This is a genomic window from Alkalihalobacterium alkalinitrilicum (genome assembly GCF_002019605.1).
In the GTDB taxonomy this organism is placed as follows: domain Bacteria; phylum Bacillota; class Bacilli; order Bacillales; family Bacillaceae_F; genus Alkalihalobacterium; species Alkalihalobacterium alkalinitrilicum.
In genome coordinates this window covers 3,632,920-3,658,467 of the sequence record NZ_KV917368.1, presented here as the reverse complement: position 1 = coordinate 3,658,467, position 25,548 = coordinate 3,632,920, and the positions used below count along the sequence as shown (strand labels likewise).

Sequence of the window (25,548 nt, the reverse complement as noted above, 5' to 3'; positions counted from 1 at the left end):
AGGTATACATACATAAAATAAAGTGAAAAGTGGTGAAGCAATTATGATATTTGTTGTAGATGTTGGTAATACGAATATTGTCCTTGGGGTGTATGATGAGGATCAGCTAATTCATCATTGGAGAATTGCTACAAGTCGGGATAAAACTGAAGATGAGTTTGGAATGATGGTTAAAAGTTTATTCCATGACAAAGATGTTGCAATAACGGAGATCGATGGAATCATCATTTCTTCGGTTGTGCCACCGATTATGTTTGCGCTTGAAAAAATGTGTAAAAAATACTTTAATATCGATCCAATCGTTATAGGACCTGGCATTAAAACAGGGTTAAATATTAAATATGAAAATCCAAGAGAAGTAGGTGCAGATCGAATCGTAAATGCGGTTTCAGCCATTCATATGTATGGGAGTCCTTTAATTATTGTGGACTTCGGTACAGCGACGACTTTCTGCTATATAAATGAAGAAAAGCAATATATGGGGGGAGCGATTGCACCAGGAGTCGGCATATCAACTGAAGCTCTTTATACAAGAGCATCGAAACTTCCTCGTATTGAAATTTCAAAACCACCTGCAGTTGTTGGAAAAAACACGGTAAATGCAATGCAAGCGGGAATTTTTTATGGATACGTAGGTCAAGTTGATGAAATTGTAAGAAGAATGAAAGAGCAATCGTCAGTAGAACCTAGAGTTATTGCTACTGGAGGATTAGCTTCGCTTATTGGACAAGAATCAAAAACCATTGAAATAGTTGATCCGTTTTTAACATTGAAGGGTCTTCAAATGATTTATTTGAAAAATGCAAGGAAGGAAGAAGAGCATGAGTGATTACCTTGTAAAGGCAATTGCCTTTGACGGAAAAGTTAGAGCATACGCTACGAGAACGACGGATATGGTCGGTGAAGCGGCTAGGAGACAAGACACATGGCCAACAGCATCAGCTGCGTTAGGAAGAGCAATGACAGCAGCAACGATGATGGGGGCAATGTTAAAAGGTGATAATAAAATTACCGTAAAAATCGAAGGAGATGGACCTATTGGCCATATCATTGTCGATACGAATGCTAAAGGGGAAACAAGAGGGTATGTTAAAAACCCTCATGTTCATTTTGATTTAAATGCGCACGGGAAACTAGATGTAGCACGAGCGGTAGGAACTAATGGTCAATTGTCCGTTGTAAAAGATTTAGGCCTTAGAGATTATTTTACAGGAAGTGTTCCGCTTATTTCCGGAGAATTAGGTGAGGATTTTACGTATTACTTCGTAACATCTGAACAACTGCCATCGGCGGTAGGTGTCGGTGTTCTTGTAAACCCTGATCACTCAATACTGGCTTCTGGAGGGTTTATCCTTCAAATGATGCCAGGAGCTGATGATGAAATCGTAGAAATGATCGAGAAGCGATTAAGTATAATACCGCCGATATCGAAGTTAATCGAAGCAGGAAAAACACCTGAAGAAATATTACAAGAATTACTAGGTGCAGATAATTTAAAAATATTGGATCGAATGGATGTTAAGTTTTCCTGCACATGCTCAAAGAAAAGGTTTGAAAACGCTATTATTAGTCTGGGTGCAAAAGAAATACAATCAATGATAGATGAAGAAGGACAAGCTGAAACTCGATGTAACTTCTGTAACGAATCGTACTTATTCTCTAAAGAAGAGTTAGAAACATTGCTAATAGAAACAGGTGAAAGTCAATAGGGTTAAATTATCAAAAAAATCCGTTGACTTAATGGAAATCATTTGCTACTATAATCTTAATAAAACCAATGAATTTACTCGGTATTAATGAAAGGGGAAGTTAGCATGCGTGTAGCAAACTCAATTACAGATTTAATTGGACAAACGCCATTAGTAAAGTTAAACCGAATCGTACCTGAAGGGGCTGCGGATATTTACTTAAAGCTTGAATACTTTAACCCTGGAAGCAGTGTAAAAGACCGTATTGCATTAGCAATGATTGAAGCGGCTGAGAAAGATGGACGTCTTAAGCCTGAAGATACAATTGTTGAACCGACAAGTGGAAATACAGGAATTGGATTAGCAATGGTAGCTTCAGCTAAAGGATATAAAACAAAATTAGTAATGCCTGAAACGATGAGTATTGAGCGTCGTAACTTACTTAGAGCCTATGGTGCTGAATTAGTACTAACTCCAGGACCAGAAGGCATGGGTGGTGCAATTCGTAAGGCTACTGAATTATCGAAAGAAGACGGTTATTTCATGCCTCAACAATTTGAAAATGAAGCAAATCCAGAAATTCACCGTGAAACAACAGGGAAAGAGCTTCTTGAACAAGTAGATGGAAGTGTTGATGCTTTTATTTCTGGAATTGGAACAGGTGGAACAATTACAGGTGCAGGTGGTTTACTAAAAGAGAACTTCCCTGAATTAAAAATTTATGCAGTAGAGCCTGCTGACTCTCCTGTTTTGTCAGGTGGAAAACCAGGTCCTCATAAAATTCAAGGAATTGGCGCAGGTTTTGTACCATCTATTCTAGACACAAAAGTTTATGATGAAGTGATCAAAGTTACAAACGATCAAGCTTTTGAATATGCACGCCGTGCAGGACGTGAAGAAGGTATCCTAGGTGGAATTTCTTCTGGTGCAGCAATCTATGCAGCGATCCAAGTAGCAGAAAAATTAGGTGCAGGTAAGAAAGTAGTAGCGATTATACCAAGTAACGGTGAGCGTTACTTATCAACTCCACTTTACCAATTTGATGAATAAATAAAACAGGGGGCTGACTCATAAATTGTCAGCCTCTTTTTCTATTTACGTGTAAGTTCTAAAGCTATGATGAAATCCATTGCTGTAGGGACATTTTCCATTTAAATGTTGCGCTTTTTATAAATTGTTGTAGAATAAACGGTAAGAAAAATGGTTGGACATCACGCGCCATTAATGAGGAGAGTGAGTTAATTGCTTCAAGACAATTCTGTAAATACCCGTCAAGTGTTGACAGCTAAAATCCCATTAAAAGAAAGCGTTTGGTTTCAACAATATAAGCAGCTTTCAAAAGAAGAACCTTACCATGTGTTATTAGAGAGTGGGAGAGCTGGAAGGTATCACATTATCGGTCTAAAGCCAATTGCCACATTAAGAGGAAAAGGTCAAACATTAACCATTCATTCTAATGGGCAAGTTGAAACGCGAACAGGGGACCTTCTGACGAATATGAGAGCGTGGATGAAAGAACAGCAGCGAAGCTTTTGCACAGACGCTCCACCGTTTCAAGGAGGTGCTGTTGGCTACATTAGTTATGATCTTGTTAGACAAATAGAGAAACTTCCAGCACTGGCTCAAGATGACTTAGGTATGGAAGACCTATATTTTTTAGTTTTTGACGATGTATTTGTGTATGACGTCGAGAATGAGCAACTAACAGTTATTGTTCATTATAAAAAGAGTGAACAAAACAAGGCATTAGAGCGCTTAGAAACTTATAAAGCGGCGTGGTTACAACCTGTAGGTGCTTGGGAATGGCAACGTATAAAAGAAAAGAGTCAAAATGAATGGACAGCCTCCCTATCTGAAGAAGAGTTTTCAAGGGCGGTCGAAGAAATTCAAGACTATATTGCAGCAGGAGATATCTTCCAAGTAAATTTGTCTGTTCGCCAAGCGAAACCACTCAATACCGACCCGCTTCATATTTATGAAAAATTGCGTGAAGTTAACCCATCTCCTTATATGGCTTATTTTCATACACCTGATTTTCAAATCACAAGCGGTTCACCAGAACTTCTCGTAAAAAAAGCTGGTGATGAAGTAAGTACAAGACCAATCGCAGGAACGCGATCAAGAGGAAAAACAGAAGAAGAAGATGAAAGAAATGCGAAGACATTAATAGAAAATGAAAAAGAGCGTGCAGAACATATAATGCTTGTTGACCTAGAGAGAAATGATTTAGGTAGAGTATGTGAATTTGGTTCTGTTGAAGTAGATGAATTAATGGTCATTGAAAAATATTCACATGTTATGCATATTGTCTCGAACGTAAAAGGAAAACTTTCACAAGAGAAGGATGCATATGATGTTATTCGTGCAACATTTCCAGGTGGAACGATTACAGGTGCGCCAAAAGTTCGAACGATGGAAATTATCGAAGAACTTGAGCCTGTAAGAAGAGGTGTTTACACTGGTTCCATCGGTTGGATCGGTTATAATGGAGATATGGAGTTGAATATCGTTATCCGAACGATACTTGCAAAGGATGGGCTTGCCTATGTTCAGGCAGGGGCTGGGATTGTCATTGACTCTAATCCACAACATGAATATAAAGAATCATTAAAGAAAGCAACAGCACTTTGGCGTGCGAAAGAGTTGAGCGAAGAAGAGGTAAGTAAAGAAAAAGTAAAGTAGAGCTGAGGAGGAACAATAATGATTTTAATGATTGATAATTACGATTCGTTTACGTACAATTTAGTGCAATATTTAGGTGAGATGGGTGAAGAGCTAGTTGTAAGAAGAAATGATGAAATTACAATTGCTGAAATAGAACAGCTTAACCCTGATTATTTAATGATATCACCCGGCCCGTGTAGCCCAAATGAAGCAGGAATTAGTTTAAAAGCTATTGAATACTTTGCTGGTAAAATCCCGATCTTTGGCGTGTGTCTAGGGCATCAGTCCATTGGACAAGTATTTGGCGGTCAAGTGGTCCGTGCTGAGCGGCTAATGCACGGGAAAACTTCAAAAATTAATCATGACGAGAAAACGATCTTTCAAGGGATTGAAATGCCTTTTACTGCGACTCGATATCATTCATTAATCGTCGAACGAGAGTCGTTTCCTGAATGTTTGGAAATAACAGCAGAAACTAGTGAAGGTGAAATTATGGGGCTTCGTCATAAGACTCTTCCTATAGAGGGAGTTCAATTTCATCCTGAATCAATTATGACCGATGCTGGGAAAAAACTATTGCGTAATTTTATTGATTGCTATAGGGGGCGTACTTCTGCATGTACATCTATGTAAATGGAGAAATTGTACAAGCTAACGATGCAAAAATCTCAGTTTTTGATCATGGTTTTATGTATGGATTAGGTGTATTCGAAACATTTCGTATTTATGAAGGTCATCCATTTCTTGTGGATGACCATTTTCAGCGCCTTCGGGAAAGTATAAAACAATTATCGATTCATTGGGATTATAATCAAGTAGAAATTATTGCTATTTTACGGGAGTTATTAGAGAAGAATAATCTTACGAATGCATACGTCAGGTGGAATGTTTCTGCAGGAGTTGGCCCATTAGGACTTCAAGTAGATCCATATGAACAACCTTCAACAATTGTGTATGTGAAACCATTACCTGAGATATTGGAATACAGTAAACGCGGTGTACTCTTAGAGACAAAACGGAACTCACCTGAAGGAACAAAACGTTTAAAATCACATCACTACTTGAACAATATTATTGGGAAAAAAGAAATAGGCCCTGATGCAGGTGTAGAAGGAATATTTCTAACCAAAGAAGGCCATCTGGCAGAAGGAATTGTTTCTAACCTTTTTTGGGTGAAAAATAATATTGTTTATACACCTGCGATTGAAACGGGAATACTAAATGGAGTTACGAGACATTTTGTTTTAACATTATTGGATCAAATAGGAATTGAATATAAAGAAGGGTATTACAGTCAGCGTGAACTGCTTGAAGCAGATGAAGCATTTGTTACCAATTCAATTCAAGAAATTGTTTCTCTTCGTGATGTCGATGAAAAGACAAACTATAATCCAGCCATGCCGATAGCTACCAAGTTACGCTTATTTTATCAGCAACTTAGAAAGCAGCTTAACAGTCGAAGGGAATTACCTAAAAAGGAGTTCAGTTAATATGACGATACAGATAAATCCTATTAAGTTGAGAGCAACTGAATTTTTGGATGAAACGACGGTTATGGGGATTTTAAATGTAACCCCAGATTCATTTTCGGATGGTGGTCAATTTAATGAGGTAGACGCTGCTGTTTACCATGCGAAAAGAATGGTGAGTCAAGGTGCAAAAATTATTGATATTGGTGGTGAGTCCACAAGACCTGGTTATGAAAAAGTCGAGCAAAATGAGGAATTGAAAAGGGTTATTCCCATTATTTCAGCGATTGCTAAAGAAGTTAATGTGCCCATTTCAATTGACACGTACAAAAGTGAAGTAGCAAAACAAGCAATTGAAGCAGGAGCGTCTATTATAAACGATATCTGGGGAGCGAAGGCTGATCCACAGATGGCTGATGTAGCTGCAACCTACGATGTTCCGATTATTCTCACACATAATCGAGCCAATACCAATTATTCAAACTTACTTGAAGATATGAAAAACGATTTACAAGAAAGTATTGATATTTGTCATAAGGCAGGGGTAAATGATGATCAAATTATCCTAGATCCTGGAGTTGGATTTGCAAAAACATATGAACAAAACCTTGAGGTGATGAGAAGGTTAGATGAAATCGTTGCGCTCGGTTATCCTGTGTTATTAGGAACTTCGCGAAAATCGTTTATTGCGAAGACTCTTGACCTACCAGTTGATCAACGAGTAGAAGGGACAGGTGCGACCGTTTGCCTTGGTGTGGCTAAAGGCTGTCATATTGTAAGAGTGCATGATGTTTTAGAAATGAGTCGAATGGTAAAAATGATGGATGCGATGTTAGGGAAAGGTGTGTAAGATGACAGACAAGATTATTATTGAACAAATGCAATTCTATGGATACCATGGTGTTTTTCCAGAAGAGACAAAACTTGGTCAACGTTTCAAGGTCGATGCGGTGTTATCATTAAGTTTGAAAGAGGCAGGAAAAAACGATGATTTAAACCAAACCGTGAATTATGCAGAGGTATATGAAATTACGAAAGATATTGTTGAAAATCAAACCTTTAAGTTAGTAGAAACAATTGCTGAACGTATCTGCTCATCTCTATTGAAAACATTTCCTAATGTTCAATCTTGTACGATAAAAGTAATAAAACCTGATCCCCCAATTAATGGCCATTATCATTCTGTAGCTGTAGAAATTACAAGGAGTAGAACCGGTGAATAATCTTGTATATATTGGATTGGGTTCAAATATTGGAGTAAGGGAAGATCACCTATTACTTGGGGTGAAAGAATTAGACAATGAGAAACAAATTACAGTAAAAAGAGTTTCGTCTATTTACGAAACAGCACCAGTTGGTTATTTAGACCAACAAAATTTTTTAAACATGGTTGTAGAGGTCTCCACTTCATATAAACCTGAGGAACTTTTAGAAATAACCCAAAATATAGAAAGTAAGGCAAAAAGAAATACACCTATTCGCTGGGGTCCAAGAACATTAGACCTTGACATTTTACTCTATAATCAAGAAAATATTAAGGTGAATGATTTGACTATTCCTCACCCAAGAATGAGTGAGCGAAGTTTTGTCATTATTCCGTTAATGGAGATTAACCCTAAATTAAAGCTGCCTCATGAGCAGAAAACAGTTTCGGAAATCTATAGAAGGTTAACAGATAAAGAAGGTGTTATAGTATGGAGAATGAACAATGGGGTAGGAGAATACGGGCTTTTCGGAAGCTGAAAGGTTATACACAAGAATCGTTTGCACACACTTTGGGGATCTCGATTTCTGTGTTGGGTGAAGTTGAAAGAGGAACGAGGGTTCCAACCGAAGATTTAATTGAAAAGATAGTAACAGCTTTACAAATAAGTAAAGAAGAATTGACTTCAAATAAATAGTTCTGAAAGTTGGAGGTGAAAGTGATGTTGAAAATAGGAAATATTAAAATGAAAAACCAAGTTGTATTAGCTCCAATGGCAGGTGTATGTAATCCAGCCTTCCGTTTAATTGCGAAAGAATTCGGTGCAGGCCTTGTTTGTGCCGAGATGGTAAGTGATAAAGCAATTTTACACAAAAATGAAAAGTCGTTAAGTATGCTATTTGTAGATGAACGTGAGAAGCCATTGAGTTTACAAATTTTTGGTGGTGAAAAAGAAACGTTAGTTGAAGCTGCTAAATTTGTAGATAAAAACACGAATGCTGATATTATCGATATTAACATGGGGTGTCCAGTACCTAAGATCACGAAATGTGATGCGGGTGCAAGGTGGCTACTTGATCCAAATAAAATCTATGAAATGGTATCAGCTGTAGTAGATGCTGTTGATAAGCCTGTAACTGTGAAAATGCGTATCGGTTGGGATGAAGAACATATCTTTGCTATTGAAAATGCCAGCGCAGTTGAACGAGCAGGCGGTAGCGCTGTCGCTGTACATGGAAGAACTCGTGTACAAATGTATGAAGGGGTAGCCAATTGGGATATCATTAAAGAAGTAAAAGAATCAGTGAATATACCAGTAATTGGTAACGGGGATATAAAAACGCCTGAGGATGCTAAGCGAATGTTAGATACTACGGGCGTTGATGGTGTAATGATCGGAAGAGCTGCATTAGGAAACCCGTGGATGCTTTATCGAACGGTACATTATTTAGAAACGGGTGAACTACCTGGTGATCCAACTCCTCGTGAAAAAATAGATGTTTGTATGCTTCATTTAGACCGTTTAATAGACTTAAAGGGTGAAAAAGTAGCGGTTCGTGAGATGAGAAAGCATGCCGCATGGTATTTAAAAGGTATACGTGGGAATTCAAAAGTAAGAGATCAAATTAATCATTTTGAAACTCGTGAGGATGTAAACGACTCCCTCTATGCTTATATAGATGAGGTCGAAGCAAGAATAAACGAGTTGGTTGAAATAGGTTAAGATAGTTGACTTTATCAGCTTACTTTTCTATAATTCGTCTGAGATTATAACATACTGCCAGTATTTACTGGCAGTTTTTCTACATATATGCCAAACCGTACTTTTACTAACGTAATCAGTTACATAATTAGAATGTTCATCCGTAAAGTTTATCGGAAATAAGAATTAGGAGTTGATGACATGACACAAGAATTAGAGTTAAATGATCAATTAGCTGTTCGTCGTGAAAAATTAAAAAAAATAGTAGATAAAGGTGTCGATCCTTTTGGAAGTAAGTTTGTACGTACACACTCTGCTAATGACATGACAGAGCAATTTGGGGAAATAACGAAAGAGCAACTTGAAGAACAAAAGTATGAAGTAATCCTTGCAGGAAGAATTATGACAAAACGAGGGAAAGGAAAAGCGGGTTTTGCTCATATTCAAGATTTAACAGGGAAAATCCAAATTTATGTACGTCAAGACGCTGTAGGTGAAGAGGCGTATGAGTTGTTCAATACGATTGACATCGGGGATATGGTGGGTGTGTCAGGTGTAGCCTTTAAAACAAAAGTGGGAGAGCTATCGGTTAAAGTCACAGACTTCCAATTACTTACGAAGGCATTGCGTCCATTACCAGACAAATTCCATGGGTTAAAAGATATTGAGCAACGTTATCGTCAACGGTACGTCGACTTAATTGTTAACCCTGAGGTTCGTGATACGTTTGTATTAAGAAGTAAAATTTTGCAATCAATGAGACGTTATTTAGATAGTAGGGGATACTTGGAAGTGGAAACGCCTATGATGCATTCAATAGCTGGGGGGGCATCAGCACGCCCGTTTGTGACGCATCATAATGCTCTAGATATGACACTTTATATGAGAATTGCGATTGAACTTCATTTGAAGCGTCTCATTGTCGGTGGTTTAGAAAAAGTATATGAAATTGGACGAGTATTCCGTAATGAAGGTGTATCTACTCGTCACAATCCAGAATTTACAATGATTGAGTTATATGAGGCCTATGCTGATTATCAAGATATTATGAATCTGACGGAAAACTTGATTGCGCACATAGCTGAAGAAGTATTAGGCGGTACGACGGTACAATATGGTGAATATGAAGTAGATTTAAAACCTGAATGGAAAAGACTTCATATGGTTGATGCAATTAAAGAGTATGCAGGTGTGGATTTCTGGAAGGAAATGAGCGATGAAGAAGCACGAGCTATTGCAAAAGCGCATAAGGTTCCTGTGAAGGATACGATGACATATGGACATGTCGTAAATGAATTTTTTGAGCATTTTGTAGAAGAGAAACTTATTCAACCTACTTTTATATTTGGACACCCAACGGCAATTTCACCGTTAGCAAAGAAAAATCCTGAAGATGGTCGATTTACGGATCGTTTTGAACTCTTTATTGTCGGACGCGAGCATGCGAATGCATTTACAGAGCTGAATGATCCAATTGATCAAAGAGAAAGATTTGAAGACCAGTTAAAAGAAAGAGAACAAGGTGATGACGAAGCACATATGATGGACGAAGATTTTGTAGAAGCACTAGAATATGGTATGCCTCCAACTGGTGGTTTAGGAATTGGTATCGATCGTCTAGTGATGTTATTAACAAATTCACCTTCTATTCGAGATGTATTATTATTCCCACAAATGCGCCACCGTGAAACGCATGATGAATAAAATAGATTAATTTAGTGTCTGCGCGCCTTCGGTGAGCCAATAAAAGCCTCAATGTATTCGATGTAGCTATTATTTTGGTATAGGCGTAGCAGGCACTTTTTAGTTGTTAATATGGAATGAGATGTGAGTATAAAATTAATAACGTAATAATGAAGATTGTGTTTGTATTTTTTTCCTTAAAAATACTGTTTATTTTTGGGGGACAATCAGTATAATAGATAGCAATCCATCTTTTCTAGATGAAAATAAAAACACGTTTAAAAAAGATGAAAAAATAATATTGACTCTAATTTACGAACGTGTTATATTAGTAAAGTCGCTGTCACAGCAGCAGGCAAGTTCTTTGAAAACTGAACAAAAAGCCAAGCGAAATAAAGAGATACATGATATCTCGTCAAAGTTTTAAAAACGTCACGTTTGTGACGATGAGCTTAATCAAACACTTTATTGGAGAGTTTGATCCTGGCTCAGGACGAACGCTGGCGGCGTGCCTAATACATGCAAGTCGAGCGGACCTTTCAAGAGCTTGCTCTTGAAAGGTTAGCGGCGGACGGGTGAGTAACACGTGGGCAACCTGCCCTGTAGACTGGGATAACTTCGGGAAACCGGAGCTAATACTGGATAATCAATAACATCACATGGTGTTATTGTAAAAGTTGGGTTTACCTAACACTACGGGATGGGCCCGCGGCGCATTAGCTAGTTGGTGAGGTAATGGCTCACCAAGGCGACGATGCGTAGCCGACCTGAGAGGGTGATCGGCCACACTGGGACTGAGACACGGCCCAGACTCCTACGGGAGGCAGCAGTAGGGAATCTTCCGCAATGGACGAAAGTCTGACGGAGCAACGCCGCGTGAGTGATGAAGGCCTTCGGGTCGTAAAGCTCTGTTGTTAGGGAAGAACAAGTACCGTTCGAATAGGGCGGTACCTTGACGGTACCTAACCAGAAAGCCACGGCTAACTACGTGCCAGCAGCCGCGGTAATACGTAGGTGGCAAGCGTTGTCCGGAATTATTGGGCGTAAAGCGCGCGCAGGCGGTCTTTTAAGTCTGATGTGAAAGCCCACGGCTCAACCGTGGAGGGTCATTGGAAACTGGAAGACTTGAGTACAGAAGAGGAGAGTGGAATTCCACGTGTAGCGGTGAAATGCGTAGAGATGTGGAGGAACACCAGTGGCGAAGGCGACTCTCTGGTCTGTAACTGACGCTGAGGCGCGAAAGCGTGGGGAGCAAACAGGATTAGATACCCTGGTAGTCCACGCCGTAAACGATGAGTGCTAGGTGTTAGGGGTTTCGATGCCCTTAGTGCCGAAGTTAACACATTAAGCACTCCGCCTGGGGAGTACGGCCGCAAGGCTGAAACTCAAAGGAATTGACGGGGGCCCGCACAAGCGGTGGAGCATGTGGTTTAATTCGAAGCAACGCGAAGAACCTTACCAGGTCTTGACATCCCTTGACACCTCTGGAGACAGAGCGTTCCCCTTCGGGGGACAAGGTGACAGGTGGTGCATGGTTGTCGTCAGCTCGTGTCGTGAGATGTTGGGTTAAGTCCCGCAACGAGCGCAACCCTTGATCTTAGTTGCCAGCATTTAGTTGGGCACTCTAAGGTGACTGCCGGTGACAAACCGGAGGAAGGTGGGGATGACGTCAAATCATCATGCCCCTTATGACCTGGGCTACACACGTGCTACAATGGATGGTACAAAGGGCAGCGAAACCGCGAGGTCGAGCCAATCCCATAAAACCATTCTCAGTTCGGATTGTAGGCTGCAACTCGCCTACATGAAGCCGGAATCGCTAGTAATCGCGGATCAGCATGCCGCGGTGAATACGTTCCCGGGCCTTGTACACACCGCCCGTCACACCACGAGAGTTTGTAACACCCGAAGTCGGTGGGGTAACCTTTTGGAGCCAGCCGCCTAAGGTGGGACAGATGATTGGGGTGAAGTCGTAACAAGGTAGCCGTATCGGAAGGTGCGGCTGGATCACCTCCTTTCTATGGAGTATTTACTCTAGTCGATGCATACTTCGAGTATGTACGCTTTGGTCTTTTTTGTTCAGTTTTGAGAGAACTCAAAACTCTCTATAATTAAATTTAATGGCAGGTTGAATAAGGGCCTATAGCTCAGCTGGTTAGAGCGCACGCCTGATAAGCGTGAGGTCGGTGGTTCGAGTCCACTTAGGCCCACCATAGCTTTAAATTATCTTTATTTTTTAAAAAAAGGGGCCTTAGCTCAGCTGGGAGAGCGCCTGCCTTGCACGCAGGAGGTCAGCGGTTCGATCCCGCTAGGCTCCACCAAAAATTACGCTTGATTTTGTACTGTCTCCAATGTATTATTTAAAAGTTGCTTTTTAATTTCAGGAGTGAATTTTTTATCTATTGGAGATTTAGTGGTTCTTTGAAAACTGGATAATGACTAGAAATGACATCAAGATTTCACTGGGTTGCACATTGTGTAACCAAGAGTAACTTGAGTCGTCAAGAATTCAACAACCTTTATAGTTATTTAAGTTTTTTGATAAACTTTATAAGTTTTAAAAGAAGCAAGAAGTTCGAGGAAGTGAAGTCCTGAGTAACGGATCGTATCTAACATACGTGAGTACCGGAAGGACAAAACTGACGAAGAAATTCGTAGCTTATTTTAAAACGTAGGTTAAGCTAGAAAGGGCGCACGGTGAATGCCTTGGCACTAGGAGCCGAAGAAGGACGCGACGAACAGCGAAATGCCTCGGGGAGCTGTAAGTAAGCTTTGATCCGGGGATATCCGAATGGGGGAACCCACCATCCGTAATGGGATGGTACCCATACCTGAATACATAGGGTATGAGGAGGCAGACCTGGGGAACTGAAACATCTAAGTACCCAGAGGAAGAGAAAGCAAATGCGATTTCCTGAGTAGCGGCGAGCGAAACGGAATTAGCCCAAACCAAGAGGCTTGCCTCTTGGGGTTGTAGGACGTCTCACATGGAGTAAGAAAAGACGATCATAGGCGAAGCGGTCTGGAAAGACCCGTCAGAGAAGGTAACAACCCTGTAGCCAAAATGATCGTCTCTCCGAGACGGATCCTGAGTACGGCGGGACACGTGAAACCCCGTCGGAAGCAGGGAGGACCATCTCCCAAGGCTAAATACTCCCTAGTGACCGATAGTGAACCAGTACCGTGAGGGAAAGGTGAAAAGCACCCCGGAAGGGGAGTGAAAGAGATCCTGAAACCGTGTGCCTACAAGTAGTCAGAGCCCATTTACGGGTGATGGCGTGCCTTTTGTAGAATGAACCGGCGAGTTACGATCCCGTGCAAGGTTAAGCTGATAAGGCGGAGCCGCAGCGAAAGCGAGTCTGAATAGGGCGAATAAGTACGTGGTCGTAGACCCGAAACCGTGTGATCTACCCATGTCCAGGGTGAAGTTCAGGTAACACTGAATGGAGGCCCGAACCCACGCATGTTGAAAAATGCGGGGATGAGGTGTGGGTAGGGGTGAAATGCCAATCGAACTCGGAAATAGCTGGTTCTCCCCGAAATAGCTTTAGGGCTAGCCTCGAGGGAAGAGTATTGGAGGTAGAGCACTGATTGGGCTAGGGGTCCCCACAGGATTACCGAACTCAGTCAAACTCCGAATGCCAAATACTTATCCTCGGGAGTCAGACTGCGAGTGCTAAGATCCGTAGTCAAGAGGGAAACAGCCCAGACCGTCAGCTAAGGTCCCCAAGTATACGTTAAGTGGTAAAGGATGTGGAGTTGCCCAGACAACCAGGATGTTGGCTTAGAAGCAGCCACCATTTAAAGAGTGCGTAATAGCTCACTGGTCGAGTGACTCTGCGCCGAAAATGTACCGGGGCTAAACGTATCACCGAAGCTACGGCTTGTCCTTACGGACAGGGGTAGGGGAGCGTTCTAAGTGCAGCGAAGTCAGACCGGAAGGACTGGTGGAGCGCTTAGAAGTGAGAATGCCGGTATGAGTAGCGAAAAGAGGGGTGAGAATCCCCTCCGTCGAAAGCCTAAGGTTTCCTGAGGAAGGCTCGTCCGCTCAGGGTAAGTCGGGACCTAAGCCGAGGCCGAAAGGCGTAGGCGATGGACAACAGGTTGAAATTCCTGTACCACCTCCTCACCGTTTGAGCAATGGGGGGACGCAGTAAGGTAGGGTAAGCGCGCTGATGGATGCGCGTCTAAGCAGTTAGGCTGGTAAGTAGGCAAATCCGCTTACCATAAAGGCTGAGCTGTGATAGCGAGGGAAATTAAGTACCGAAGTTCCTGATCCTACACTGCCAAGAAAAGCCTCTAGCGAGGTGAGAGGTGCCCGTACCGCAAACCGACACAGGTAGGCGGGAAGAGAATTCTAAGACGCTCGGGAGAACTCTCGTTAAGGAACTCGGCAAAATGACCCCGTAACTTCGGGAGAAGGGGTGCTCTGTTAGGGTGTATGCCCGAGAGAGCCGCAGTGAATAGGTCCAAGCGACTGTTTAGCAAAAACACAGGTCTCTGCGAAGCCGCAAGGCGAAGTATAGGGGCTGACACCTGCCCGGTGCTGGAAGGTTAAGGGGAGTGGTTAGGCGCAAGCCGAAGCTGTGAACCGAAGCCCCAGTAAACGGCGGCCGTAACTATAACGGTCCTAAGGTAGCGAAATTCCTTGTCGGGTAAGTTCCGACCCGCACGAATGGTGTAACGACTTGGACACTGTCTCAACGAGAGACCCGGTGAAATTATATTACCTGTGAAGATGCAGGTTACCCGCGACAGGACGGAAAGACCCCATGGAGCTTTACTGTAGCTTGATATTGGATTTTGGTACAGCTTGTACAGGATAGGTAGGAGCCTTGGAAGCGTGAGCGCCAGCTTACGTGGAGGCGTCGGTGGGATACTACCCTGGCTGTATTGAAGTTCTAACCTCGAACCGTGATCCGGTTCAGGGACAGTGTCAGGTGGGCAGTTTGACTGGGGCGGTCGCCTCCTAAACAGTAACGGAGGCGCCCAAAGGTTCCCTCAGAATGGTTGGAAATCATTCGTAGAGTGCAAAGGCATAAGGGAGCTTGACTGCGAGACCTACAAGTCGAGCAGGGACGAAAGTCGGGCTTAGTGATCCGGTGGTTCCGCATGGAAGGGCCATCGCTCAACGGATAAAAGCTACCCTGGGGATAACAGGCTTATCTCCCCCAAGAGTCCACATCGACGGGGAGGTTTGGCACCTCGATGTCGGCTCATCGCATCCTGGGGCTGAAGTAGGTCCCAAGGGTTGGGCTGTTCGCCCATTAAAGCGGTACGCGAGCTGGGTTCAGAACGTCGTGAGACAGTTCGGTCCCTATCCGTCGTGGGCGTAGGAAATTTGAGAGGAGCTGTCCTTAGTACGAGAGGACCGGGATGGACACACCGCTGGTGTACCAGTTGTTCCGCCAGGAGCATAGCTGGGTAGCTACGTGTGGACGGGATAAGCGCTGAAAGCATCTAAGCGTGAAGCCCCCCTCAAGATGAGATTTCCCATTACGTTAAGTAAGTAAGACCCCTTAGAGATGATGAGGTTGATAGGTCTCGGGTGGAAGCGTGGTGACACGTGGAGCTGAGAGATACTAATCGGTCGAGGGCTTATCCAAAACATAAAGCGTTGATATTCTTCTAGTACATTATCCAGTTTTGAGAGAATGACTCTCAATCATAAGCATCGAATCACTTCGAAGCTTATCACAACTTAAAAAAGGATTTTCAGAAGCAAGAAGTTCGAGGAAGTGAAATTCTGAGGAGTGGAGCGTATCGGAAAGGTAACCGACTAAGTTCGTCACGTCCTGTGACAACGTCGGCACTAGTACATCCTGTACGTCGGAGCACCGCAAGAATTGAAACTGACGAAGAAATTCGCAGCTTATCACAATTTTATAAGTCTAGTGGCGATAGCGAAGAGGTCACACCCGTTCCCATGCCGAACACGGAAGTTAAGCTCTTCAGCGCCGATGGTAGTTGGGGGCTTCCCCCTGTGAGAGTAGGACGTCGCTAGGCGGCAATATTGGAGGATTAGCTCAGCTGGGAGAGCACCTGCCTTACAAGCAGGGGGTCGGCGGTTCGAGCCCGTCATCCTCCACCATTATGCCGGTGTAGCTCAATTGGTAGAGCAACTGACTTGTAATCAGTAGGTTGGGGGTTCAAGTCCTCTCGCCGGCACCATTTTGGACATATATAAGTTTATTATTTCGAGCCATTAGCTCAGTTGGTAGAGCATCTGACTTTTAATCAGAGGGTCGAAGGTTCGAGTCCTTCATGGCTCACCATTTTACAATGTTATAATGCGGGTGTGGCGGAATTGGCAGACGCGCTAGACTTAGGATCTAGTGTCTTTGACGTGGGGGTTCGAGTCCCTTCACCCGCACCATTTTATTTGCGGAAGTAGTTCAGTGGTAGAACATCACCTTGCCAAGGTGAGGGTCGCGGGTTCGAGTCCCGTCTTCCGCTCCAAAAAAATAGTCTGCTTTGCCGGGGTGGTGGAATTGGCAGACACACAGGACTTAAAATCCTGCGGTAGGTGACTACCGTGCCGGTTCAAGTCCGGCCCTCGGCACCATATGCGCCCTTAGCTCAGCTGGATAGAGTGTTTGACTACGAATCAAAAGGTCGGGAGTTCGAATCTCTCAGGGCGCGCCAATTTAATACGGGAAGTGGCTCAGCTTGGTAGAGCACCTGGTTTGGGACCAGGGGGTCGCAGGTTCAAATCCTGTCTTCCCGACCATTTATCGGGGCCTTAGCTCAGCTGGGAGAGCGCCTGCCTTGCACGCAGGAGGTCAGCGGTTCGATCCCGCTAGGCTCCACCAAATATTTTTTTAAATTAATTATTGACACATCTTATATTGTTTGTTATTATAGAGAAGTCGCTTTTGAGACATGAAAAAGTTCTTTGAAAACTGAACAAAAAGCCAAGCGAAATAAAGAGATACATGATATCTCGTCAATGTTTTAAAAACGTCACGTTTGTGACAATGAGCTTAATCAAACACTTTATTGGAGAGTTTGATCCTGGCTCAGGACGAACGCTGGCGGCGTGCCTAATACATGCAAGTCGAGCGGACCTTTCAAGAGCTTGCTCTTGAAAGGTTAGCGGCGGACGGGTGAGTAACACGTGGGCAACCTGCCCTGTAGACTGGGATAACTTCGGGAAACCGGAGCTAATACCGGATAATCAATGACACCACATGGTGTTATTGTAAAAGTTGGGTTTACCTAACACTACGGGATGGGCCCGCGGCGCATTAGCTAGTTGGTCAGGTAATGGCTCACCAAGGCGACGATGCGTAGCCGACCTGAGAGGGTGATCGGCCACACTGGGACTGAGACACGGCCCAGACTCCTACGGGAGGCAGCAGTAGGGAATCTTCCGCAATGGACGAAAGTCTGACGGAGCAACGCCGCGTGAGTGATGAAGGCCTTCGGGTCGTAAAGCTCTGTTGTTAGGGAAGAACAAGTACCGTTCGAATAGGGCGGTACCTTGACGGTACCTAACCAGAAAGCCACGGCTAACTACGTGCCAGCAGCCGCGGTAATACGTAGGTGGCAAGCGTTGTCCGGAATTATTGGGCGTAAAGCGCGCGCAGGCGGTCTTTTAAGTCTGATGTGAAAGCCCACGGCTCAACCGTGGAGGGTCATTGGAAACTGGAAGACTTGAGTACAGAAGAGGAGAGTGGAATTCCACGTGTAGCGGTGAAATGCGTAGAGATGTGGAGGAACACCAGTGGCGAAGGCGACTCTCTGGTCTGTAACTGACGCTGAGGCGCGAAAGCGTGGGGAGCAAACAGGATTAGATACCCTGGTAGTCCACGCCGTAAACGATGAGTGCTAGGTGTTAGGGGTTTCGATGCCCTTAGTGCCGAAGTTAACACATTAAGCACTCCGCCTGGGGAGTACGGCCGCAAGGCTGAAACTCAAAGGAATTGACGGGGGCCCGCACAAGCGGTGGAGCATGTGGTTTAATTCGAAGCAACGCGAAGAACCTTACCAGGTCTTGACATCCCTTGACACCTCTAGAGATAGAGCGTTCCCCTTCGGGGGACAAGGTGACAGGTGGTGCATGGTTGTCGTCAGCTCGTGTCGTGAGATGTTGGGTTAAGTCCCGCAACGAGCGCAACCCTTGATCTTAGTTGCCAGCATTTAGTTGGGCACTCTAAGGTGACTGCCGGTGACAAACCGGAGGAAGGTGGGGATGACGTCAAATCATCATGCCCCTTATGACCTGGGCTACACACGTGCTACAATGGATGGTACAAAGGGCAGCGAAACCGCGAGGTCGAGCCAATCCCATAAAACCATTCTCAGTTCGGATTGTAGGCTGCAACTCGCCTACATGAAGCCGGAATCGCTAGTAATCGCGGATCAGCATGCCGCGGTGAATACGTTCCCGGGCCTTGTACACACCGCCCGTCACACCACGAGAGTTTGTAACACCCGAAGTCGGTGGGGTAACCTTTTGGAGCCAGCCGCCTAAGGTGGGACAGATGATTGGGGTGAAGTCGTAACAAGGTAGCCGTATCGGAAGGTGCGGCTGGATCACCTCCTTTCTATGGAGTATTTACTCTAGTCGATGCATACTTCGAGTATGTACGCTTTGGTCTTTTTTGTTCAGTTTTGAGAGAATTTACTTCTTTCAATTGATATATTTCTAATTTAAGTGACGAATTAGAAGCAAGGAGTACGAGGCGGCAAGCTCACGAGTAGCGGAATGTACGTTTAAAGTGTACATGAGCAACGCAGAGAGTGCAGCCAACGAAGTAATCCGCCGCTTATCATTCGTCAGTGGTTCTTTGAAAACTGGATAATGACTAGAAATGACATCAAGATTTCACTGGGTTGCACATTGTGTAACCAAGAGTAACTTGAGTCGTCAAGAATTCAACAACCTTTATAGTTATTTAAGTTTTTTGATAAACTTTATAAGTTTTAAAAGAAGCAAGAAGTTCGAGGAAGTGAAGTCCTGAGTAACGGATCGTATCTAACATACGTGAGTACCGGAAGGACAAAACTGACGAAGAAATTCGTAGCTTATTTTAAAACGTAGGTTAAGCTAGAAAGGGCGCACGGTGAATGCCTTGGCACTAGGAGCCGAAGAAGGACGCGACGAACAGCGAAATGCCTCGGGGAGCTGTAAGTAAGCTTTGATCCGGGGATATCCGAATGGGGGAACCCACCATCCGTAATGGGATGGTACCCATACCTGAATACATAGGGTATGAGGAGGCAGACCTGGGGAACTGAAACATCTAAGTACCCAGAGGAAGAGAAAGCAAATGCGATTTCCTGAGTAGCGGCGAGCGAAACGGAATTAGCCCAAACCAAGAGGCTTGCCTCTTGGGGTTGTAGGACGTCTCACATGGAGTAAGAAAAGACGATCATAGGCGAAGCGGTCTGGAAAGGCCCGTCAGAGAAGGTAACAACCCTGTAGCCAAAATGATCGTCTCTCCGAGACGGATCCTGAGTACGGCGGGACACGTGAAACCCCGTCGGAAGCAGGGAGGACCATCTCCCAAGGCTAAATACTCCCTAGTGACCGATAGTGAACCAGTACCGTGAGGGAAAGGTGAAAAGCACCCCGGAAGGGGAGTGAAAGAGATCCTGAAACCGTGTGCCTACAAGTAGTCAGAGCCCATTTACGGGTGATGGCGTGCCTTTTGTAGAATGAACCGGCGAGTTACGATCCCGTGCAAGGTTAAGCTGATAAGGCGGAGCCGCAGCGAAAGCGAGTCTGAATAGGGCGAATAAGTACGTGGTCGTAGACCCGAAACCGTGTGATCTACCCATGTCCAGGGTGAAGTTCAGGTAACACTGAATGGAGGCCCGAACCCACGCATGTTGAAAAATGCGGGGATGAGGTGTGGGTAGGGGTGAAATGCCAATCGAACTCGGAAATAGCTGGTTCTCCCCGAAATAGCTTTAGGGCTAGCCTCGAGGGAAGAGTATTGGAGGTAGAGCACTGATTGGGCTAGGGGTCCCCACAGGATTACCGAACTCAGTCAAACTCCGAATGCCAAATACTTATCCTCGGGAGTCAGACTGCGAGTGCTAAGATCCGTAGTCAAGAGGGAAACAGCCCAGACCGTCAGCTAAGGTCCCCAAGTATACGTTAAGTGGTAAAGGATGTGGAGTTGCCCAGACAACCAGGATGTTGGCTTAGAAGCAGCCACCATTTAAAGAGTGCGTAATAGCTCACTGGTCGAGTGACTCTGCGCCGAAAATGTACCGGGGCTAAACGTATCACCGAAGCTACGGCTTGTCCTTACGGACAGGGGTAGGGGAGCGTTCTAAGTGCAGCGAAGTCAGACCGGAAGGACTGGTGGAGCGCTTAGAAGTGAGAATGCCGGTATGAGTAGCGAAAAGAGGGGTGAGAATCCCCTCCGTCGAAAGCCTAAGGTTTCCTGAGGAAGGCTCGTCCGCTCAGGGTAAGTCGGGACCTAAGCCGAGGCCGAAAGGCGTAGGCGATGGACAACAGGTTGAAATTCCTGTACCACCTCCTCACCGTTTGAGCAATGGGGGGACGCAGTAAGGTAGGGTAAGCGCGCTGATGGATGCGCGTCTAAGCAGTTAGGCTGGTAAGTAGGCAAATCCGCTTACCATAAAGGCTGAGCTGTGATAGCGAGGGAAATTAAGTACCGAAGTTCCTGATCCTACACTGCCAAGAAAAGCCTCTAGCGAGGTGAGAGGTGCCCGTACCGCAAACCGACACAGGTAGGCGGGAAGAGAATTCTAAGACGCTCGGGAGAACTCTCGTTAAGGAACTCGGCAAAATGACCCCGTAACTTCGGGAGAAGGGGTGCTCTGTTAGGGTGTATGCCCGAGAGAGCCGCAGTGAATAGGTCCAAGCGACTGTTTAGCAAAAACACAGGTCTCTGCGAAGCCGCAAGGCGAAGTATAGGGGCTGACACCTGCCCGGTGCTGGAAGGTTAAGGGGAGTGGTTAGGCGCAAGCCGAAGCTGTGAACCGAAGCCCCAGTAAACGGCGGCCGTAACTATAACGGTCCTAAGGTAGCGAAATTCCTTGTCGGGTAAGTTCCGACCCGCACGAATGGTGTAACGACTTGGACACTGTCTCAACGAGAGACCCGGTGAAATTATATTACCTGTGAAGATGCAGGTTACCCGCGACAGGACGGAAAGACCCCATGGAGCTTTACTGTAGCTTGATATTGGATTTTGGTACAGCTTGTACAGGATAGGTAGGAGCCTTGGAAGCGTGAGCGCCAGCTTACGTGGAGGCGTCGGTGGGATACTACCCTGGCTGTATTGAAGTTCTAACCTCGAACCGTGATCCGGTTCAGGGACAGTGTCAGGTGGGCAGTTTGACTGGGGCGGTCGCCTCCTAAACAGTAACGGAGGCGCCCAAAGGTTCCCTCAGAATGGTTGGAAATCATTCGTAGAGTGCAAAGGCATAAGGGAGCTTGACTGCGAGACCTACAAGTCGAGCAGGGACGAAAGTCGGGCTTAGTGATCCGGTGGTTCCGCATGGAAGGGCCATCGCTCAACGGATAAAAGCTACCCTGGGGATAACAGGCTTATCTCCCCCAAGAGTCCACATCGACGGGGAGGTTTGGCACCTCGATGTCGGCTCATCGCATCCTGGGGCTGAAGTAGGTCCCAAGGGTTGGGCTGTTCGCCCATTAAAGCGGTACGCGAGCTGGGTTCAGAACGTCGTGAGACAGTTCGGTCCCTATCCGTCGTGGGCGTAGGAAATTTGAGAGGAGCTGTCCTTAGTACGAGAGGACCGGGATGGACACACCGCTGGTGTACCAGTTGTTCCGCCAGGAGCATAGCTGGGTAGCTACGTGTGGACGGGATAAGCGCTGAAAGCATCTAAGCGTGAAGCCCCCCTCAAGATGAGATTTCCCATTACGTTAAGTAAGTAAGACCCCTTAGAGATGATGAGGTTGATAGGTCTCGGGTGGAAGCGTGGTGACACGTGGAGCTGAGAGATACTAATCGGTCGAGGGCTTATCCAAAACATAAAGCGTTGATATTCTTCTAGTACATTATCCAGTTTTGAGAGAATGACTCTCAATCATAAGCATCGAAGAACTTCGAAGCTTATCACAACTTAAAAAAGGATTTTCAGAAGCAAGAAGTTCGAGGAAGTGAAATTCTGAGGAGTGGAGCGTATCGGAAAGGTAACCGACTAAGTTCGTCACGTCCTGTGACAACGTCGGCACTAGTACATCCTGTACGTCGGAACACCGCAAGAATTGAAACTGACGAAGAAATTCGCAGCTTATCAAAAATCCTAATAGGAAATTGTTAGAAGCGAGTAGTTCGAGGCAGCAAGTTCACGAGTAGCGGAATGTACGTTTGAAGGGTACATGAGCAACGCAGGGAGCGCAGCCAACGAAGAAATGCGAAGCTTATCACAATTTTATAAGTCTAGTGGCGATAGCGAAGAGGTCACACCCGTTCCCATGCCGAACACGGAAGTTAAGCTCTTCAGCGCCGATGGTAGTTGGGGGCTTCCCCCTGTGAGAGTAGGACGTCGCTAGACACCAGGCACAATCCCATGTGGGTTGTGCCTTTTTTTTGTGAAAAAACATGAATAAGCTACAGGAGATGAAGAGCTTTTAGCTCAAAGAGACGCCGAGTTACGAAGGAAAGTAGAAAACAACGAAGTGTACAGTAATTAAATGATATTCAATCAGTTTAGGCAGTCAAAAAATTGTGACAGAAAAGATGGAATTGAGAAAAAAATTTTACCGAGTTGTGACAAAAAGTAAAACTTATTGATAAGACCAAACGAAATTCAACAAAATATCAACTTCCATAGAGGGAGAACCAACAAAGGGCGATGTATTTTTGTCTACTTTAAAAGAGGATTTTTAAGGGTTCGCCTCGAAAGTATTCTTACATACATAAATCGAATGAAATGAAAAAAATGGGCAATAATATTAGGTGTATGTGTTTGCAACTCTCAGTTATTTTTTTTATAATAAAGATAGTCAAAGATAGTCAAAGTCAAGGAGGGGGGCATGATGAGGAATACCTCAGATATTATTGAGCAGTATTTAAAAAATATTCTAACGAATAGTGATGGAGAGCTAATAGAAATTAAACGAAGTGAGTTAGCCAAACGCTTTCAATGTGTTCCATCACAAATCAATTATGTGATCAGTACACGCTTTACAATTGAAAAAGGCTATATTGTTGAAAGTAAACGCGGTGGAGGCGGGTACATTCGAATAATAAAAGTCAAAGCGCATAACCAAGCAGATCTCTTCGAACAAATGATGCAACTTATAGGTGATAGGGTGAGTCAAGTCCATGCCGAAGCCTTAATCTCGAGACTATACGAAGAAGGGGCAGTATCTAAACGGGAAGCGAATTTAATGTATAGTGTAGTTGATCATTCATTATTTAATACAACGAACCCCGTACTGCGTGATTATATTCGAGCAAATGTTCTTAAATCAATGCTCCAAACTTTAAAATATCGAGATTAACTAGTTTTTTCTTTCACAACACGTCCATACTTAATGTTTTAAAGGGAGAGGTGGTCAAATGATTTGTCAGGAATGCAATCAACGTCCTGCCACTTTACACTTCACTAAAATAATTAACGGTGAAAAAACAGAATTTCATATATGTGAACATTGTGCGAAAGAAAAAGGTGAGTATTTTCCTGGGTCAAATAGCTTTTCTATTCACCAACTATTATCAGGTTTATTAAACTTTGAACAACCGATTTCAAAAGGGCATACATCAGGAGCCTCATCAAAACAGTCTCTGACCTGTGACAAATGTAAAATGTCCTATGAACAGTTTGTCCGTACAGGCCGATTTGGTTGTGCAACATGTTATGAGACATTTAGTGATAAATTAGATCCCATTTTAAAGAAAGTCCATAGTGGTAATCATACTCATTCAGGAAAAATCCCGAAAAGAATTGGTGGTACGATTGAAGTTCGGAGGAAAATTAACTCCTTGAAAGAGGCTTTACAACGCCACATTACTAAAGAAGAATTTGAAGAAGCAGCTATTGTAAGAGACCAAATTCGTACTTTGGAAAAATCTGTGTTCAACCAAGGGGAGGAGTAATAAATGTCACTTGAACGTTTTATTAGTGAAGCTATTAGTCCTTGGATGAAAAAAGATGGTCCAGATTCGGATATTGTGTTAAGTAGTCGAATAAGATTAGCTAGAAACCTAAAAGATTTTACGTTCCCAATTTTAGCTACTATGGAGGAAGCAAATTTAATTGTTAACCACATTAGTACAAATTTATTAAAAAGCCCTTATAACTTTATAGGACCACTAGAACTTCTTCCAATGGATGATTTAAAAGCAAATGTTAAGAAAGTATTAGTTGAGAAGCATTTAATTAGTCCTCATTTATCAGAAGAATCAAAACATGGTGCAGTTCTTTTGAGTGAGGATGAATCCGTTAGCATTATGATTAACGAAGAAGATCATTTACGAATCCAATGTTTATTTTCTGGATTTCAACTAAATGAGGGGCTTGTTTTGGCCAGTGGATTAGATGATTGGATTGAAGAAAAACTGACCTACGCCTTTGATGAAAAGAGGGGTTACTTAACTAGTTGTCCAACAAATGTTGGCACAGGTTTAAGAGCTTCAGTAATGATGCACTTACCTGCATTAGTCATGACACAGCAATTGACTAAAATATTACCAGCGATCAATCAATTAGGACTAGTCGTTCGAGGAATTTATGGCGAGGGCAGTGAAGCGCTAGGTAACTTGTTTCAGGTTTCCAATCAAATGACACTTGGAAAATCAGAACAAGATATTGTCGAAGACTTACGTGCTGTGGTTATTCAATTGATTCAACAAGAACGAGCAGCGAGAGAGATGCTCTTACAATCGTCTAAAATCCAATTAGAAGATCGCGTGTTTCGTTCCTTTGGAATTCTATCGAATAGTAGAATTATGGAAACAAAGGAAGCGGCACAACGACTATCCGATGTAAGATTAGGGATTTACTTAGGTTTAATTAACGGTATATCAGGCAATATCCTTAATGAACTTATGATCTTAACGCAACCAGGATTTTTACAGCAGTTCGCCGGGGAAACGCTTTCTCCAAATCAGAGGGATGAGCGAAGAGCAGCATTAATTAGAGAACGTCTTAAACTTGAAGACGTACAGAAATAATCTTGGA

Annotated in this window: 15 protein-coding genes, 11 tRNA genes and 6 rRNA genes; all 32 read left to right on the top strand. The window is 43.9% G+C overall.

What is annotated here, in order from left to right; translation table 11 throughout:
* Positions 1 to 43: 43 nt before the first annotated feature.
* The 32 genes from BK574_RS17810 to BK574_RS17655 all read left to right on the top strand — a co-directional run bounded on the left by BK574_RS17810 (position 44) and on the right by BK574_RS17655 (position 25,541).
* Entirely contained in the window at positions 44 to 829 is a 786-nt protein-coding gene (locus tag BK574_RS17810) for a type III pantothenate kinase (RefSeq protein WP_078429474.1), read from the top strand.
* Positions 822 to 1,709, top strand: a complete 888-nt coding sequence (gene hslO, locus BK574_RS17805) for an Hsp33 family molecular chaperone HslO (protein WP_078429473.1) — start codon at positions 822 to 824, stop codon at positions 1,707 to 1,709. Before BK574_RS17810 ends, hslO begins: the two co-directional genes overlap by 8 nt.
* Positions 1,710 to 1,814: 105 nt before the next feature.
* Positions 1,815 to 2,738: a cysteine synthase A gene (gene cysK, locus BK574_RS17800; RefSeq protein WP_075388449.1), complete on the top strand. Its 924-nt coding sequence runs from the start codon at positions 1,815 to 1,817 to the stop codon at positions 2,736 to 2,738.
* A gap of 192 nt (positions 2,739 to 2,930) precedes the next feature.
* A complete protein-coding gene (pabB, locus tag BK574_RS17795) occupies positions 2,931 to 4,370 on the top strand; it encodes an aminodeoxychorismate synthase, component I (protein WP_078429472.1) in 1,440 nt (479 codons plus the stop codon).
* 18 nt (positions 4,371 to 4,388) lie between these two features.
* The gene (gene pabA, locus BK574_RS17790; protein ID WP_078429471.1) at positions 4,389 to 4,985 is read left to right on the top strand and encodes an aminodeoxychorismate/anthranilate synthase component II; all 597 of its coding nucleotides are present in this window, start codon (positions 4,389 to 4,391) and stop codon (positions 4,983 to 4,985) included.
* Complete coding sequence (pabC, locus tag BK574_RS17785) at positions 4,970 to 5,842, top strand: aminodeoxychorismate lyase (protein WP_078429470.1); 873 nt, start codon at positions 4,970 to 4,972, stop codon at positions 5,840 to 5,842. Before pabA ends, pabC begins: the two co-directional genes overlap by 16 nt.
* 1 nt (position 5,843) lies before the next feature.
* Complete coding sequence (gene folP / locus BK574_RS17780) at positions 5,844 to 6,671, top strand: dihydropteroate synthase (protein WP_075388446.1); 828 nt, start codon at positions 5,844 to 5,846, stop codon at positions 6,669 to 6,671.
* Between the two features lies 1 nt (position 6,672).
* On the top strand, positions 6,673 to 7,044 hold the full coding sequence (gene folB / locus BK574_RS17775) for a dihydroneopterin aldolase (protein ID WP_075388445.1): 372 nt from the start codon (positions 6,673 to 6,675) through the stop codon (positions 7,042 to 7,044).
* The gene (gene folK, locus BK574_RS17770; RefSeq protein ID WP_078429469.1) at positions 7,037 to 7,564 is read left to right on the top strand and encodes a 2-amino-4-hydroxy-6-hydroxymethyldihydropteridine diphosphokinase; all 528 of its coding nucleotides are present in this window, start codon (positions 7,037 to 7,039) and stop codon (positions 7,562 to 7,564) included. Before folB ends, folK begins: the two co-directional genes overlap by 8 nt.
* Positions 7,516 to 7,722 (top strand): helix-turn-helix domain-containing protein, encoded by a 207-nt coding sequence (locus BK574_RS17765; RefSeq protein ID WP_075388443.1) that lies wholly within the window; start codon positions 7,516 to 7,518, stop codon positions 7,720 to 7,722. The genes folK and BK574_RS17765 overlap by 49 nt, the downstream gene beginning before the upstream one ends.
* A 24-nt stretch (positions 7,723 to 7,746) precedes the next feature.
* Positions 7,747 to 8,748 carry a tRNA dihydrouridine synthase DusB gene (dusB, locus tag BK574_RS17760; RefSeq protein ID WP_078429468.1) on the top strand — a complete coding sequence of 334 codons (1,002 nt, stop codon included), beginning with the start codon at positions 7,747 to 7,749 and terminating at the stop codon, positions 8,746 to 8,748.
* 180 nt (positions 8,749 to 8,928) lie between these two features.
* Positions 8,929 to 10,431 carry a lysine--tRNA ligase gene (lysS, locus tag BK574_RS17755; protein ID WP_078429467.1) on the top strand — a complete coding sequence of 501 codons (1,503 nt, stop codon included), beginning with the start codon at positions 8,929 to 8,931 and terminating at the stop codon, positions 10,429 to 10,431.
* Positions 10,432 to 10,875: 444 nt separating this feature from the next.
* A 16S ribosomal RNA gene (locus tag BK574_RS17750) occupies positions 10,876 to 12,428 on the top strand.
* Between the two features lie 118 nt (positions 12,429 to 12,546).
* Positions 12,547 to 12,623, top strand: a tRNA-Ile gene (locus BK574_RS17745).
* Positions 12,624 to 12,655: 32 nt separating this feature from the next.
* Positions 12,656 to 12,731: transfer RNA gene (locus BK574_RS17740), tRNA-Ala, on the top strand.
* 353 nt (positions 12,732 to 13,084) lie between these two features.
* Positions 13,085 to 16,016, top strand: a 23S ribosomal RNA gene (locus BK574_RS17735).
* A 284-nt stretch (positions 16,017 to 16,300) separates the two neighbouring features.
* Positions 16,301 to 16,416 (top strand): 5S ribosomal RNA (gene rrf / locus BK574_RS17730).
* Between the two features lie 9 nt (positions 16,417 to 16,425).
* Positions 16,426 to 16,501, top strand: a tRNA-Val gene (locus BK574_RS17725).
* 4 nt (positions 16,502 to 16,505) lie between these two features.
* Positions 16,506 to 16,581 (top strand) — tRNA-Thr (locus tag BK574_RS17720).
* A 28-nt stretch (positions 16,582 to 16,609) separates the two neighbouring features.
* Positions 16,610 to 16,685, top strand: a tRNA-Lys gene (locus tag BK574_RS17715).
* A 17-nt stretch (positions 16,686 to 16,702) separates the two neighbouring features.
* Positions 16,703 to 16,786, top strand: a tRNA-Leu gene (locus BK574_RS17710).
* Positions 16,787 to 16,794: 8 nt separating this feature from the next.
* Positions 16,795 to 16,869, top strand: a tRNA-Gly gene (locus tag BK574_RS17705).
* Positions 16,870 to 16,886: 17 nt separating this feature from the next.
* Positions 16,887 to 16,975 (top strand) — tRNA-Leu (locus tag BK574_RS17700).
* 3 nt (positions 16,976 to 16,978) lie between these two features.
* Positions 16,979 to 17,055, top strand: a tRNA-Arg gene (locus BK574_RS17695).
* A gap of 8 nt (positions 17,056 to 17,063) precedes the next feature.
* A tRNA-Pro gene (locus tag BK574_RS17690) sits at positions 17,064 to 17,140 on the top strand.
* A gap of 6 nt (positions 17,141 to 17,146) precedes the next feature.
* Positions 17,147 to 17,222: transfer RNA gene (locus BK574_RS17685), tRNA-Ala, on the top strand.
* Positions 17,223 to 17,406: 184 nt separating this feature from the next.
* Positions 17,407 to 18,959: ribosomal RNA gene (locus BK574_RS17680) — 16S ribosomal RNA — on the top strand.
* Positions 18,960 to 19,455: 496 nt separating this feature from the next.
* Positions 19,456 to 22,387, top strand: a 23S ribosomal RNA gene (locus BK574_RS17675).
* A gap of 414 nt (positions 22,388 to 22,801) precedes the next feature.
* A 5S ribosomal RNA gene (gene rrf / locus BK574_RS17670) occupies positions 22,802 to 22,917 on the top strand.
* Together the 16S, 23S and 5S rRNA genes with 11 tRNA genes alongside form the textbook arrangement of a ribosomal RNA operon.
* 484 nt (positions 22,918 to 23,401) lie before the next feature.
* Positions 23,402 to 23,869, top strand: a complete 468-nt coding sequence (locus BK574_RS17665; RefSeq protein WP_078429466.1) for a CtsR family transcriptional regulator — start codon at positions 23,402 to 23,404, stop codon at positions 23,867 to 23,869.
* 58 nt (positions 23,870 to 23,927) lie between these two features.
* Positions 23,928 to 24,464 (top strand): protein-arginine kinase activator protein McsA, encoded by a 537-nt coding sequence (locus BK574_RS17660; RefSeq protein WP_075388622.1) that lies wholly within the window; start codon positions 23,928 to 23,930, stop codon positions 24,462 to 24,464.
* A 3-nt stretch (positions 24,465 to 24,467) separates the two neighbouring features.
* A complete protein-coding gene (locus BK574_RS17655) occupies positions 24,468 to 25,541 on the top strand; it encodes a protein-arginine kinase McsB (RefSeq protein WP_078429465.1) in 1,074 nt (357 codons plus the stop codon).
* Positions 25,542 to 25,548 lie beyond the last annotated feature (7 nt).

What these genes read in the sequence shown, in the direction of transcription:
- BK574_RS17810 (WP_078429474.1), top strand. Translation starts at nt 44, where the DNA reads ATGATATTTGTTGTAGATGTTGGTAATACGAATATTGTCCTTGGGGTG.
- hslO (WP_078429473.1), top strand. Translation starts at nt 822, where the DNA reads ATGAGTGATTACCTTGTAAAGGCAATTGCCTTTGACGGAAAAGTTAGA.
- cysK (WP_075388449.1), top strand. Translation starts at nt 1,815, where the DNA reads ATGCGTGTAGCAAACTCAATTACAGATTTAATTGGACAAACGCCATTA.
- pabA (WP_078429471.1), top strand. Translation starts at nt 4,389, where the DNA reads ATGATTTTAATGATTGATAATTACGATTCGTTTACGTACAATTTAGTG.
- pabC (WP_078429470.1), top strand. Translation starts at nt 4,970, where the DNA reads ATGTACATCTATGTAAATGGAGAAATTGTACAAGCTAACGATGCAAAA.
- folP (WP_075388446.1), top strand. Translation starts at nt 5,844, where the DNA reads ATGACGATACAGATAAATCCTATTAAGTTGAGAGCAACTGAATTTTTG.
- folB (WP_075388445.1), top strand. Translation starts at nt 6,673, where the DNA reads ATGACAGACAAGATTATTATTGAACAAATGCAATTCTATGGATACCAT.
- BK574_RS17765 (WP_075388443.1), top strand. Translation starts at nt 7,516, where the DNA reads ATGGAGAATGAACAATGGGGTAGGAGAATACGGGCTTTTCGGAAGCTG.
- dusB (WP_078429468.1), top strand. Translation starts at nt 7,747, where the DNA reads ATGTTGAAAATAGGAAATATTAAAATGAAAAACCAAGTTGTATTAGCT.
- lysS (WP_078429467.1), top strand. Translation starts at nt 8,929, where the DNA reads ATGACACAAGAATTAGAGTTAAATGATCAATTAGCTGTTCGTCGTGAA.
- BK574_RS17665 (WP_078429466.1), top strand. Translation starts at nt 23,402, where the DNA reads ATGAGGAATACCTCAGATATTATTGAGCAGTATTTAAAAAATATTCTA.
- BK574_RS17660 (WP_075388622.1), top strand. Translation starts at nt 23,928, where the DNA reads ATGATTTGTCAGGAATGCAATCAACGTCCTGCCACTTTACACTTCACT.
- BK574_RS17655 (WP_078429465.1), top strand. Translation starts at nt 24,468, where the DNA reads ATGTCACTTGAACGTTTTATTAGTGAAGCTATTAGTCCTTGGATGAAA.